At 34.3% G+C, this 14,958-nt stretch carries 11 protein-coding genes; 9 read left to right on the top strand and 2 right to left on the bottom strand.

Annotation, left to right across the window (positions count from 1 at the left end):
* The first annotated feature begins 1 nt into the window (after position 1).
* The 9 genes from PQO00_RS03610 to PQO00_RS03570 all read left to right on the top strand — a co-directional run bounded on the left by PQO00_RS03610 (position 2) and on the right by PQO00_RS03570 (position 13,358).
* Complete coding sequence (locus PQO00_RS03610) at positions 2–1,675, top strand: beta-N-acetylhexosaminidase (protein ID WP_274183467.1); 1,674 nt, start codon at positions 2–4, stop codon at positions 1,673–1,675.
* 176 nt (positions 1,676–1,851) lie between these two features.
* Positions 1,852–2,772: a T9SS type A sorting domain-containing protein gene (locus tag PQO00_RS03605; RefSeq protein WP_274183466.1), complete on the top strand. Its 921-nt coding sequence runs from the start codon at positions 1,852–1,854 to the stop codon at positions 2,770–2,772.
* 47 nt (positions 2,773–2,819) lie between these two features.
* Complete coding sequence (locus PQO00_RS03600; RefSeq protein WP_274183465.1) at positions 2,820–5,165, top strand: family 20 glycosylhydrolase; 2,346 nt, start codon at positions 2,820–2,822, stop codon at positions 5,163–5,165.
* Between the two features lie 206 nt (positions 5,166–5,371).
* On the top strand, positions 5,372–7,954 hold the full coding sequence (locus PQO00_RS03595) for a carbohydrate-binding protein (protein ID WP_274183464.1): 2,583 nt from the start codon (positions 5,372–5,374) through the stop codon (positions 7,952–7,954).
* 238 nt (positions 7,955–8,192) lie between these two features.
* Positions 8,193–9,398: a T9SS type A sorting domain-containing protein gene (locus tag PQO00_RS03590; protein WP_274183463.1), complete on the top strand. Its 1,206-nt coding sequence runs from the start codon at positions 8,193–8,195 to the stop codon at positions 9,396–9,398.
* Positions 9,399–10,082: 684 nt separating this feature from the next.
* A complete protein-coding gene (locus PQO00_RS03585) occupies positions 10,083–12,098 on the top strand; it encodes a serine hydrolase (RefSeq protein WP_274183462.1) in 2,016 nt (671 codons plus the stop codon).
* 27 nt (positions 12,099–12,125) lie between these two features.
* The gene (locus PQO00_RS03580; RefSeq protein WP_274183461.1) at positions 12,126–12,461 is read left to right on the top strand and encodes a hypothetical protein; all 336 of its coding nucleotides are present in this window, start codon (positions 12,126–12,128) and stop codon (positions 12,459–12,461) included.
* Positions 12,445–13,038: an RNA polymerase sigma factor gene (locus PQO00_RS03575; RefSeq protein WP_274183460.1), complete on the top strand. Its 594-nt coding sequence runs from the start codon at positions 12,445–12,447 to the stop codon at positions 13,036–13,038. Before PQO00_RS03580 ends, PQO00_RS03575 begins: the two co-directional genes overlap by 17 nt.
* Positions 13,020–13,358: a hypothetical protein gene (locus PQO00_RS03570; RefSeq protein ID WP_274183459.1), complete on the top strand. Its 339-nt coding sequence runs from the start codon at positions 13,020–13,022 to the stop codon at positions 13,356–13,358. The genes PQO00_RS03575 and PQO00_RS03570 overlap by 19 nt, the downstream gene beginning before the upstream one ends.
* Before the next feature lie 370 nt (positions 13,359–13,728).
* On the opposite strand, the gene PQO00_RS03565 is transcribed toward PQO00_RS03570, so the two are convergent.
* Together PQO00_RS03565 and PQO00_RS03560 are read right to left on the bottom strand one after the other, a co-directional pair.
* Positions 13,729–13,890, bottom strand: a complete 162-nt coding sequence (locus PQO00_RS03565) for a hypothetical protein (protein WP_274183458.1) — start codon at positions 13,888–13,890, stop codon at positions 13,729–13,731.
* Positions 13,891–14,053: 163 nt separating this feature from the next.
* Positions 14,054–14,650 carry a TetR/AcrR family transcriptional regulator gene (locus PQO00_RS03560; protein ID WP_274183457.1) on the bottom strand — a complete coding sequence of 199 codons (597 nt, stop codon included), beginning with the start codon at positions 14,648–14,650 and terminating at the stop codon, positions 14,054–14,056.
* Between the last annotated feature and the right edge of the window lie 308 nt (positions 14,651–14,958).

Below are 14,958 nucleotides of genomic sequence, written 5' to 3'. Positions count from 1 at the left end.
AATGAAAAAATTGTTCTCAAAATCTTATAAAATGATATATGTTTTTACATTAATAGTAACAGCATTATTTTCTTGTTCCTCTAATGATGAAAATAGTAAAGACCCGTCTAATAATAATCCTCCTCCTATTACAACGGGCAATCAAGATATTATACCGTCGCCAACAAAAATTACTTTTTCTGAACCAAATTATACTATAAGTTCAAGTGCATTAATAAAAGTAGAGGAAAATTATCTTAATGCAGCTAAAGTGATTCAAGACGAAATGAATAATTTAGGCATAACTTCTACTGTTACTTCTAACATTACAAATCCAAATATTGTATTTGTTTACGACACTCAATTAACTGGCAATGCTTATAAGATTGAGGTGAGTGCCACAGGAATTTCATTATTTGTAAATAGTGAGGAAAGTGCTTTTTATGCAGCACAAACACTAAGGCAATATATTTGGACATCTGATATTGATACAAATGCAAAAAACATAAAATTAAAATCAGTTATCATTGAAGATAAACCAGAAAATGAGTACCGGGGATTTCATATAGATGTTTCAAGACATTTTTTTCCAAAAGAATTTATTTTTAAGATTATCGATCAAATGGCTTTGTACAAATTAAATAAATTGCAAATTCATTTAACAGATGACCAAGGTTGGAGAATTGTTTCCGATAAATATCCATTGTTAACTCAAATTGGAGCTTTTAGGGAATTTAATGAGCACGACGAATGGTGTATTGAAAAAGCAAAAAGTGATGCCGATTATAATTTCAATCCAGCTTTTGTTAATGGTAATACTTATGGTGGTTTTTACACAAAACAAGATATTCGGGATATTGTCTTATATGCTTCAGATAATTATATAGAAGTTATTCCAGAAATTGATATGCCTGGGCACATGTCTGCAGCTATACGGGCCTATTCATGGCTTTCTTGTAATGGTGAAACAGGTATGGGAGAAGAATTTTCTAGACCTATGTGTGTTTGTGATGAAAACGTTATGCAATTTGCCAAAGATGTTTGGAGTGAAATGATTGAGTTGTTTCCATCTGAAACGGTTCACATTGGTGCTGATGAAGTAGATAAGTCTTTTTGGGAAGATGAAACCATATGTCAACAATTTATGGACGATAATAATTGGGCATTAGTTCACTACATCCAAAGTTATTTTGTAAATGAGATGACTACTTTTTTAGAAGGTAAAGGGAAAAAAGTAATTGCTTGGGATGATGTTATGGTTGGAAATGATGATGATATTGTAAATCAAGTAAGCGCTTCTGTGGATATCATGTACTGGAGAGATTATAAGCCAGATGGTTCTATTTATGCTGCACAAAATGGGAATGACATTATTTTAACCCCTTGGTCTTGGTTTTATTTGAGTTCAGATAATAACGATGAGAATTTCATAAGCATGTATAATTTTAGTGAAACCACTGAATTGGACGCTAGGGTAATAAATAACAAAATGGGGTATCAAGCTTGTGTTTGGACAGAAAGAATACCCTCCGAAGCTGTTTTTGAAAAAATGGTATTCCCTAGGTTTCAAGGGTATTCGGAAGTGGCGTGGTCAAAAACAAGAAACTTTAGTTCATTCAAAAAAAGGCTAAAAACACATCTTTTGTATATGGACGAAGTTGGAATAAACTATAAAAAACCTGGTTTTATGAATTAGGCTTTTAACAATATCATTTTTTTGCTTGAATAAATATATTTCAAGATTATGGTAAAAAAAAAAACACCATGATTTTGCAGGGAATTTATTTGCCAAATTTAAAATACCAAAACCCCAACCATAGCACTTAAAATACTCTTAATCAAATACTTAATAACTATTAAAAATTATTTATTATGAAAACAAAATTACTAGTATTAGCCTTAGCATTAACAGTACAATTTGTAAATGCTCAATTTAATTTTAAAGTTTTTAACAAGGACGGAAACCCACAGGAAAATGTAGAAATTGTATTTTCTCAACCAGGTTGGGCTGATCCAGTTGTAACGTATTATACAGATGCAAATGGTATTGCTGTAATACCTGCATCATCAGGTAATGATATTTATCAGTACGAATTATACTATACAGGTACTGAAGGTTTAAGGAATACTTGGGGTTGGGGAAATGCTGATTTTACTTCAAGTAACGATTTTGAAGTCAGCCAAAACTATCCTTTCTATTCTGGAGATAATATAAGTACCTTAACTTTTTCTGTTGGAAATACCAGTACAATAAATTTCAATGTTACTAATAACGATGTTAATGGTGATAACATTTGGTGTACTATAGAAGTATGGATTTCTCAAACAAATAATGAGTCAGACTTTCATTATACCATGGCTGCTACTGAGTGGGTTGGAAATAGCTCAGAAGTGACTTTCCCTTTCGACTTTACACCATCAGCTACTGGAAATTATAATTGGAAGGCTGTTGTTCACTATAACAATCCAACTGGAACACCTACAAGCGACTCTTTTGATTGGACAAGTGCTTTTAATGTAGGTACACTGGGAGTTGAAGACCAAGTCTTAAACAATGCCGTGAAATTATATCCTAATCCAGTGGTTGACAATAAAATAAAGTTTGATTTAAAAACAAACAACTTTATAGGAGGAGAAGTGGCGTTAATTGATGTTGTTGGTCGTACAATTGTCTCTAAAACCATCGAGGGTAATTTAGGTGAGATAAATGCTACTGGAACTCCTTCAGGACTTTATTTTGTAAAGTTTACAAAAGACGATATATCAGCAACACAAAAAGTTATAATTAAATAAAATTACTAGCACACATTACAAATATAAACTCAAAAATATAATAAAGAATGAAAACTAGTTTAAAGCAACAACATCATTTCCTTGTGTTCAATTTATTAATTTTCATTCTTTTTTTTATGTCTTGCCGACAAAAGGAGTACTATAATAAAGAGGTTTCAATTATTCCTAAAGTTCAAAAAATCGAAATTAAAGAGTCTTTTTACAGCTTAACTTCTAATACTGTTTTTGGAGTTCAAAATAAAGAACAATATAAAATTGCCAAATACTTGGCAGATAAAATAAATCAATCAAAAGGCTGGAATACAACGGTTGCTATTGATTCGCTTAACAAATCTGATATTCAATTCACTACCGATAATCAAATTCAAAAGGAAGGTTATCAAATCAATATTTCAGAAAAGAGAATACAAATTAAGGCTTCAACAAATGCTGGTTTCTTTTATGGCATGCAAAGTTTACGTCAATTGTTGCCACCAGAAATTGAAAGCGTAAATGCTTTTAAAGGAAGTGACATAAAATTGCCACAACTAGAGATTTTGGATGCTCCAAGATTTGCTTGGAGAGGTATGATGCTTGATGTTTCCAGGCATTTTTATACCACGGAAGAAGTAAAAGACCTTATTGATTTAATGTCATGTCTCAAACTCAATACTTTTCACTGGCACTTGGTGGACGATCAAGGATGGCGAATAGAAATTAAGAAGTATCCAAAATTGACAAAAGTTGGAGCGTGGAGAGTAGATAAGGAAACCCTGCATTGGAATAAAAGACCAACCCCGTTAAATTCCGAAAAACCAACCTATGGTGGTTTTTACACACAAGAACAGATTAAAGAAGTGGTAGCATATGCACAATCCAAGTTTATTACTATAGTTCCAGAAATAGAGTTACCTGCGCATGTAATGAGTGCCATAGCAGCTTACCCCTTTCTTTCATGTGATGAAAAACCGATTATGGTCCCCTCTGGTGGTGTGTGGCCAATAACTAAAATTTATTGTGCAGGAAAGGAAAGTACATACACTTTTATTGAAGACGTTTTAGATGAGGTAATTAATTTGTTCCCTTCAAAATATATACACATCGGTGGTGATGAGGCAACAAAAACAAATTGGAAAATTTGTAAGCATTGTCAACAGAGAATAAAGAAAGAAAACTTAAAAAGTGTAGAAGAGTTGCAAAGCTATATGGTGAAACGAATAGCCAAATACATGGAATCAAAAAACAAAACTATGATAGGTTGGGATGAAATTCTTGAAGGTGGATTGGCCGATGGAGCTGTTGTAATGAGTTGGAGAGGTGCTAAAGGTGGTATGGAGGCTGCTGAACTAAATCACGATGTCATCATGAGTCCCAATACATATGTATATTTTGATTATTATCAAGCACCAAAGGAAACCGAACCCCTGGCAATAGGGGGGTATTTGCCTTTAAGGAAAGTATATGAATTTAATCCTATCCCCGAAGGGTTGCCCAAAGAATACCAACAATATATTTTAGGTGGTCAAGCCAATGTTTGGACGGAATATATGCCTAATTATAAACATTTGCAGTATATGGTTTTTCCTAGGCTTTTAGCGCTTTCGGAATCTGTGTGGACAGATAACCCAAAAAAAAATTGGAATGACTTTTCAAAAAGGGTGGAGATAATGATGGATCGATTTGATTTTATGGGCGTGAACTACTCTAAAAGTGCCTATAAACTAAGGTCGGACATAAGCTACGATCCTGAAAGTAAACATTTGGAATTACGTCTTTTCAATGAGTTTGAAGATACAGAGATTCGTTATACCACTGATAGTACATTGCCAAACAAAACATCAAAAGAATATAAAGACCCTATTACTATAACAGAGAATACCATTGTGAAATCTCAAGTTTTTAATAACAAAGAAAAGATTGGGAACACCATTACAGACAGTATAATCATGGTTAAAAATAAAGCTTTTGGTAAAAAGGTTATTTATAAAAACAAATACACCGAAAAGTATAATTCTGGAGGTGGTTTTGGGTTGGTAGATGGGTTACGCGGTTCAACAGCTTTTGATGACTGGCGTTGGCAAGGGTGGTTTGATGAGGGTGTGGAATTTACCATTGATTTTGGAGAAGAAATTGAATTGAATAAAATAGCTTTTGGTTTGTTGGTTGATAGGCAAAATCAAATCCTTTTACCTAAAAACATTAAGGTTTTTGTTTCAAATGACAACAAAGATTTTAAACAAATAGCTGAATTTAATAGCCTTGAAACCTTGAATAATGAAGTTGCCATCAGACATTTTAGCAAAGAAATAAACACGATTAAATCCCATTATATAAAAGTTGTTATTGAAAACTCTTCAAATAGCAGAACAGCAGAAAAAGGTTGGACGTTTATAGATGAATTTGTTGTACAATAAGAACTTGTTTAAACTTTTGGGATTATAGCGAAAATTAGACATTTTGTGACCAGTTGAAGGTTTTTATTTGCTGCATAGCATCGCTACGGAACAAATAAAAGGCAAAAAGTGGGTGCAAAAGGGCCATTTTTTTAGACAATTATAAAAAGTTTAAACCAGTTCTAATATAAAACTAAACTAGTCATTAATATAAAAACAAACTAATCATGAAAAATTATTATTACTTAATCACTTTTTTGTCAATTACATTTTGTACAAATTTATTTTCGCAAACTTCAAATGCGCCTTCACTGAGTGGAAAAATATTGTATCATCATTATTCTGATTATAGTGCTTGGGATGCAGAAATGTTTATTCTTGATTTATCAGATAATTCTGTTACCAATATTAGTTCAGGCTGGAATATTGACCATGAAATGAATGGTGTTTTCTCTCCGGATGGAACCAAAATCGCCTTTATGGGAGATCAAATCGGGGGAACCCGTAATTGGGATATTTTCTTGTGGACTGTTGGTGGAGGTGAACCTGTAAACCTAACAAATGGGGGCGGTAGAGACGAAGACCCTAAATTTTCACCTGACGGTACAAAAATAGTTTATAAATCCAATGGAGACATTTACGAAATGGATCTAAATGGCAATGTGTTAGGAAATTTGACTAATTCTTCAGAAGAGGAATCAATGCCATTCTATACAGCAGATGGTAGCAAAATTCTCTTTATGGAAGGCGTGGGTTCATCTGCCAATATTTCCATAATAAATGTTGATGGCTCCAATAGGAGTGTAATGGCTGATAATGTAAACATGCATGATTATTACCCTATCGTAAGAGATGCAAGCTCATTTTTCTATACTTCTTGGGTAAGTCCTTCTGATGGTCATGACCAGCTTCACTTAAAATATTACAGTGGATCAGACATACTACTTCCCTTCAATACTTCTTCTGCTGATTATTCTGATGCCACACCTGTGGGTTCTGACTATGTGGTATTGTCAAGCACCAAGTCTGGCGGACAAGGTGGTTACGATTTATATATCGCTAATATCAATACTGGAGATATCTGGTCATTGGATAGCTACAACAGTTCAGTCAATTCTGTTTATGAAGATTTGGGAGCATGCTATTTTACAAGTAGCACAGGAAACCAATCTCCAACAGTGGGGATTAACAGCCCTACACAAGGTACTACATATTCCGCTCCAGCATCAATAACCATCTCAGCGAGTGCATCAGATAGCGACGGAAGTATTGATTATGTAGATTTTTATGCTGGGACAACCTATCTGGGCACAGATACTTCCAGTCCATATAGTTATAACTGGAATGGTGTGGTAGCAGGGAGCTATAGCCTTACAGCCGAAGCTTTTGATAATGAAGGTGCTTCAACGGTATCAGAGCCTGTTTCGGTTACAGTTTCGGGATCATCTTCTTGTGAATATGTTTTGCCATTATTAATTCAAGCAGAAGATTATTGCAATATGAGTGGTGTCGTTTTAGAAACCTGTTACGATACTGGCGGAGGACAAGACGTAGGCGGTATCAATACAGGTGACTGGATGGAGTATGAAGTTAATGTACCCACATCTGCAACCTATGAAATCACCTATAGGATTGCTACTACTGAAAGTGGAGCACAGATAACGGCCTATGAGGATGGAATATTACTTAAGGCCACTTCATTACCCGCTACTGGTGGTTGGCAAACATGGCAATCGGTAACCGACCAGATAACATTGTCTGCAGGCGTTCACACTCTAAGGATTGAAAATACTGGATCAGCATGGAATATCAATTGGCTGGATGTCGCAAATATGCCTAATCAGGCTCCAACTGTTAGTGTTACATCACCAACAAACGGGGCCGCTTTTGGTGAGCCTGCATCATTTAGCATCTCAGCGAGTGCATCAGATAGCGATGGAAGTATTGATTATGTAGATTTTTATGCTGGTACAACCTATTTGGGTACAGATACTTCCACTCCATATAGTTATGATTGGAATAGTGTGGCAGCAGGAAGCTATAGCCTTACAGCCGAAGCTTTTGATAATGAAGGTGCATCAACGGTATCTGCACCTGTATTAGTAGATGTAAATGTGGTGTCTGGATGTGTAAAAAACCTTCCGCAGCAAATAGAGGCTGAAGACTACTGTGACATGAGCGGTGTGGCTACAGAACAATGTTCAGATACTGGTGGCGGATTGGATGTTGGAGGGGTAAATAAAAACGATTGGATGGAGTATGATGTAAATATAGCAAATACGGGATCCTATACTGTTACTTATAGAATAGCCACACCCCAAAATGCCAGTAAAATTCAAATTCAAGAGGATGGCGTAATTTTAGCAACCACTACTTTACCAAATACTGGAGGTTGGCAAAATTGGCAGTCTGTATCAACTTCAGTTAATCTATCTGCAGGGTTGCATACCATAAAAATAATCGACACAAATAGATCTTGGAATTTAAATTGGATAAGTTTTAGCTGGAATTCAAGCCAAAAGATGCAAAAAAAGCCTAAAAGTTCAAGTATAACAGATATAAATCTAAATAATACTATAAAAGTTTTCCCTAATCCAATTGCTAACAACAAGATAAAGTATAGCTTAAACTCAAAAGATTTTGTTAATGGTCAAGTAGCTTTGATAGATATTGTAGGTCGTGTGGTTATTACTAAAAAAATTGAAGCAGTTTCAGAAGAAATATCTATAGAGAATACGCCTTCAGGGCTTTATTTTCTTAAGTTCACAAAAGACAATAAAACAGAAACAAAAAAAATATTAATCGAATAAACTATTTAATACACACTTAATATAATTTAATAAAGAACTGGTTTAAACTTTTTTAATTGAAGCGAAAATTAATCATTTTGAGTCTGATTGAAGGCTTTTTTGAGTTGCATAGCCGGGCTACGGAAGGAAAAAAAGGTGAAAAGCAGGCTGAAAAGGACAATTTTTAGCCAATTGAGAAAAGTTTAAACCAGTTCAAAGAATGGACATTTATTGATGAATTCATTGTTAAATAAAAATTATGAAAAACCTATACTTAACAGCTTTGTTGTCGATTACTTTTTTCACAAATGTATTTTCCCAAATTCCAACTTTAAACGGTAAAATTGTATATCACACCTATTCTGGTTATGAAAACTGGGACGGAGAGATATTTATTCTTGACTTATCGGACAACTCAGTAACAAATATTAGTTCTGGGTGGAACATTGACCACGAAATTAACGCAATGTTTTCTCCAGATGGTAACAAGATTGTTTTTATGGGAGATATTAAAGGTGATGGCCAAAGAAATTGGGATATTTTCTTATGGACAATTGGTGGTGGTCAGCCCGTTAACCTAACGCCTTATGGAGGAAGAGACGAAGATCCAAAATTTTCCCCAGACGGCACCAAAATAGTCTATAAAAGTGACAATGATATTTTAATCATGGATCTTCAGGGAAATCTTTTAAGCAATGTAACTAATACTCCTAACATAGAAGAATCGATGCCATATTACACTGTTGATGGTTCAAAAATTTTATTTGCACCTGGTGCTGGTTCTGAATCTGATATTTATAGTATTAATGTTAACGGCACTAACAGACAACCAGTAGTTTCTCAGTCTAATTATCAAGAATATTATCCAATTACAAGAGATAATGAATCATTTTTTTATACAGGTTGGGTTAACTCTTTTAATTTAAACGATCAAGTCTTTTTAAAATATGACACATCCAGTACATCTGTTTATTTGCCATTTAACACTACAAACGCCAATTATTCCGATGCGACTCCAGCTGGCTTACAATATGCTATACTATCAAGTACAAAAAATGGTGGTAAAGGTGGTTATGATCTATATATTGCCGATATTAACACAGGTGATATTTGGTCATTAGATGATTATAACAATAATGTCAATAATGCTTACGAAAATTTAGGAGCCAACTATTTACCTTCAGGAACACTCTCCTTAAATAAATCAAAAAAACGGCAAATCAAGGTATCATTATACCCTAACCCAATATTACAGGAAAGGGCATTGAACATTCAAATCCAAGATTCGCAAATACAATATATTAATTTCATTCAAGTAATTAATATGCAAGGGCAAATTTTAAAATCTATTTTATTAGAAAATGAAAGTCATGTTAAGATTGAAATGAATTATCCCAAAGGCATCTACTTTGTTAAAATAAATCAAGGAGATATAACTCATGTAGAAAAAATAATAATAAATTAATGACCTTAAATAAAATGTTAAATGGAAATTTGTTTTTTCAATATGAAACAGATTTCATAAAACAACATTTAATTTAACATGAGTTCGATGTAAGCATAACATTATTGAACTAACTATCAATAATTTAATCTTGGTTATCTGGTTGAGTACTTCGGTAAACTCAGCACAGGCTCAGTCGAAACCCATTTAAATAGCTGGTTTTAATGTCCTTTCGACCTTAGTTTATCTTGAGTACTTCGACTTCGCTGAGTATAAACCAAAAGACGAAAGGCTCTGTATAAACTAAAAGACGAAAGGCTCAAGGCTACAAATCGCTTTATTAGTGATTTTATTGTTATAAACGCCCTAGCCTGCCTGTCGGCAGACAGGTTTTAAATCGAACTCATGTTAATTTAATAAAACTCCTTTATCTAATTAAAACAAAAATCGACTTCAAAATACACTAATAAACAAATGCTAATCTCTACACCACAAAGAACAATTCGGTCTCAGGTCTCCATCTTTAGCCTATAGTATACGTAATGAGCTTTGTATTCACTTTGTTAAAAAAATGGTGAGTACAAAGACCCTAAGGCACCTATCTTCCCTTTAAAATTTAGAAAGACGGATATAAACGATATCGTTGTAACCTTTTTGCTATGGACATGGTCTAAATAGTAATTAGAATAAATTAAACCAAATAGGATGTACATTAGATCAAAACCCAATCGTTTATTTCTCATATCTTTAATTTCATTTTTTCTTTTAGCCACCTCTTGTGGTGCGCAAAGATCCACAGATTTGAAGCTGCAAGATAATCAGGAAAACAACTCCCCAGCCACACGTCTAGATAGCCTTCTCATCAAACTGGAAAAGAAAGTTGCTCCCGGGGTCTCGGTGGCCGTGCTCCATAAGGGCAGAATCATATACACAAAAGGAACAGGGCTGGCCAATCTTGAATATAAGGTTCTCATTACCGATAGCACGATATTCCACGTGGCATCCGTTTCGAAACAGTTCACTTCATTTGCAATAGCAATGTTAGCCGATCAAGGGAAGTTGTCCTTGGAGGATGACATTAGGGAATACTTGCCTAGAATGCCCGATTTTGGACAAAAGATCACTCTTGACCACCTTGTGCACCATACCAGTGGGCTTCGAGATCAATGGGAGCTCTTGGTCCTGGCAGGGTGGCGTCCAGATGACGTTATCACGGATGAACAAATTCTAAACCTAGTATACCATCAAAAAGAACTGGACTTTAACCCTGGCAATGAGTTCCGGTATAGCAACACGAACTATACCCTGTTGGCAAAAATTGTAGAGCGAGTAACTGGAAGGAAATTTACGGATTGGACAAAAGAAAATATTTTCCAACCACTACAAATGAACAACTCTTTCTTTAACGACAATCACGAAAAAATTGTAAAAAACAGGGCATACTCCTATGCCGAAAACGAAGACGGTAGCTACAAAAAAAAGGTGCTAAATTATTCAACCATAGGAGCCACTAGTTTACTGACGACTGCAAAAGATCTTATGATATGGGCACAAAATTTTGAAAACATAAAAGTAGGCAGTCCATGGATTATGAAAAAAGTCCATGAAACTACGACACTCAATAATGGTAAGAAGACACATTATGCATTCGGTCAAGAAATCAGTACATATAAAGGGCTTCCCATTGTGGTACACGGTGGTGCTGATGCCGGATTTCGCACATATTTGGCAAGATTTCCCGAGCAAAATTTTGCAGTGGCAGTTTTAAGCAATGTAATGACATTTGATACAAAACAACTTGCCATGAAAATAGTTGATGAATGTTTGACTGAAGCCATAAACACAAAATCAAACTTTAAAAAATATACGGGAGAATACCTTCTTCAAAAAGGCCCAGTTCTAAACATTTGGGAAGATAATAAATCATTAAAAGTAAAAATTGCTGGAAAAAATGATAGTCATAATCTCGTCCCTATGACAGATTCACAATTCAACATCCCAACCCTTGGTGCTCATGTTGCTTTCATAAAGAACGATAACAATGACATTTTTCAACTCCATTTTATGAAAGGGGGACAAACTATTCCTGGATTAAAAAGTAATCCCCTCAAATCAGAAAAAAGTGATGTTGACCATAACCTAAATCAAACATTTCTTCCCATAGAAAAATTAAAAGAATATGTTGGCAAATATGTAGTAGACAAACCGTTGGTAATGACCATTTATCTTGAAAATGACACCCTAAAGGGAACGGTAACCGGGAGAGACAGCCATCACCCCTTACTACCCTTGTCGGAATCAGGTTTTGATGTCCCATCATTAAATGCCAAAATCTCATTCCAACGGGATTCAAAAGGAAATGTAGTACAAATGACCTTCATCAAAGAGGGCAGGACCATTAAAGCCCCAAAACTTGATAAACTTGTATTGGAAAACCTTGATAAAACAGCCTATATGGGCAAATATTACAGCAAAGAACTATCCACTTTTTACAATTTGATTGAAAAAGACGGAATCATAGTTGCCAGGCACCCACGACATGGTGATATTCCACTTGAAATAGCGGATCCTGACTATTTTACAAGCGATTGGTTTATAAAGGAAATGAAGATTATCAGAGATGCCCACCAAAATATTTTAGGAATCAAGGTATCTTCAAATCGTGTTAGGAACCTCTGGTTTGAGAAACTCGAACAGTGCCCAATGGCAACAATTGAATAAAAAATATCCTCCAAAAAAAATTATAAAATGGATGCTATAAGAGAAATTATTTTAACTGCTTTATTATTTAGTTCATGTGTGTTTGTAGTCTTTTTTTTGGCGAGATTCAACTACCTTATAAAAAAACTTGCAGCAGAGAAGGGATTCGACCCCATTCGAAATCGAGAAAAGTATGGCTTTATAGAAATAGGATGTATAATACTAGGGCTTGGCGTCGGTTTTGGCATTTGTGCTATATACACTACCATAAACTTACCCGAAGACACTTTCTATTTTATAGTTTATTCCACACTTTTCATATGTGGAGGAATAGGTCTTTTGGCAGCTCATTTTATGAGAAAAAAGTTTGGAAAAAAGGAATGAACACAACGATTTTGATATAATCAGACAGGTTGTTGATGGCAAAACAGATCTGTTTCGAATTCTTGTGGACAAATACAAAGACCAGTGCTTATCATTAGTTCACACCATCCTAAAAAATGAAGACAACGCACAAGATGTATTACAGGAGGGTTTTATCAAGGCTTATAAAAATCTATCCAAATTTGATTTTAAATCATCCTTTGCAACTTGGCTTTATAGGATCATGGTAAATACGAGCTATACATTTTTCAAAAAATCCAAGAGGGTGAAAACTGTAGATTTAAAAAAAGTATCGGCTGAAACTTCTGTTGACACGAGCAGTTTTGATTTTTTAAGGGAGGAAGAAAGAAAGGAATTTATCAATAAAGTATTGCAAAAAATGAAGCCAAATGATGTACTGGTATTGAAACTATTTTATTTGGGGGAACAAAGCATAAATGAAATCACAGAAATCACAGGGTTGAGCAATTCAAATATCAAAGTGCTCTTGCATCGATCGAGAAAAGAATTTCATAACAAACTGGAAGAATTATTAGGACCTGAAAAAAAACATCTATTATGGGAGAACGGGACATAACAAAAGAGTTGATCAATCATGGTAAATCCCATACCTCCAAGGACTTTACCAATCAGTTAATGAAGAAGATAAAAGAGTCCGAACAAACTGTTAGCACACCTTTTTGGCATCCTTATGCTTTGGCATTCAGTTTGTTCATCATCGCAGGTTCTTTATTTTTCATTAATAACGGTTTTACAATCAGTTCGCTTTTACCGCCCGTAAATCTTTATACAATACCAATGTTCTTTCAAATCTTGGCCATAATGTTTGTTGTATTCGCAGTTAGTAAATATATAAACCTGAAGTTATTACATAAAGCATTACAAAGCAATGAATAATCAAATTGCATGGGCAGTAAGAAAAAAGTAAAAACCTCTTTCTTCAAATGAAAGTCAACAAAAGCGAGCGAAACGGGGATTCGCGCTGCAAACATCCCAAACCTTACTAAAACCAATACTACTAGCACGGCAGTATATTAAATACAGTTCGGGAACCATCCATAGGTTTTGAAGGCTTGGTTTGTGAGCTTAATTGATATAAAAGCGAATAGCTCACTTTCCGTCAGGTAGTTCCGGTCGAATTTGGTAAACTTCAGGGAGTATTTGGAGAATGGGTTCTTCTCCAGCCATTCCAGTTTCACGGCAAGGTTCATCAATATTGTTAAAGGTGTATTCAAGTCCCGCTACTACAGCTATAAAATTTTGAAGTTCAGCATAGCGATAAATAGACCCTAGCTTCCATAAAAAGAATTATGTTATCAGTGCCCCAACTTAATTGTACCATTGGCTGCCCAAGTTTTTCTTCTCCATCAAAAGTTTCTACGGCATCCGTCTGGTTAATGATATCGACAAGATGATTGCTCTCAGTCACTCCCCAATAGATTTTTTTAAGCCCTAAACTTAACTCCCAGTTTTTTTTGCTTTTTGGTAATTGTTCATTATGAAAAAATATTTAGTTAGGTTTTTAAAATTTATACAATGTTATTTTTTTTCAATAAAAACATACTAAATAGTATGTTTTTGGACAAAAAAAATTAATTTAAACTCTGGAGATAGCTTTTAAGTTGTTTTAAATATGCATTATAACAAGGTCTCCCAAGTATCTTTCCAAGGTTTCGGATTCCTGAATAACCAGATAAAACAAAAATGGCTACTTGCCCACCGTTCACATTATCTCTTATCAACCCCTGCTTTTTCCCTTCTTCTATACAGCATTCTATAGCTTCCTTCCAATCTACAACAAGTCTTTTTAAGGCATTTGAAAAACTAGTATTATGAGGTGCCATTTCTTCTACTAAATTAACAAATGGACAACCATATTGAACATTAAAGAACTTTTCATCATTCAATAAATTCCTCATAATTTTATAGATTTCAAGTTGCGGTTTTTCTGCCCTAGCCAATGGTTGTATCGTACTTGAATACAATATTGGATACATTACCTCTTTTATGATTGAAAGTCCCATATCGTCTTTATTTTTAAAATGATAATATAAAGCTCCCTTAGTAACTTGGGTAGTGGCAATAATCTCGTCTATACTAGTTGCCTGATATCCGTTCATGTAAATCAATAAAAATGCTTTATTCAATATATTCATTCGGGTTGTATCGGCTTTGGACATACTTGTCATAATAATCAATGTTTATTCTTAGATAATACTCAAAAGGCTAACATAAATAAGTAAATAGGATTTGTCATACTCCCAAATACTATTAAATTTCGTGCGTAAAATACATTAATTTCCTTAATAGCCACTAAATTTTCAAACAACTTGTTAGACATATTTAAGTCATTGGTTTATACTCAAAAATGAATAAAAAGATTGACGTTTATAAAAAAAATTGGCGAAAATATAAAATATAATACTAAATAGTATGTTTTTAAAATTTTAATTATTTCTAAATATATCAACCTAATCTTGGTGCAAGATTCCAAATT

Origin of the sequence: Flavivirga sp. 57AJ16, assembly GCF_028736925.1 — a bacterium.
In the GTDB taxonomy this organism is placed as follows: domain Bacteria; phylum Bacteroidota; class Bacteroidia; order Flavobacteriales; family Flavobacteriaceae; genus Flavivirga.
Note: the sequence above shows the minus strand (reverse complement) of the source record. Positions and strands in the feature narration are given on the sequence as shown.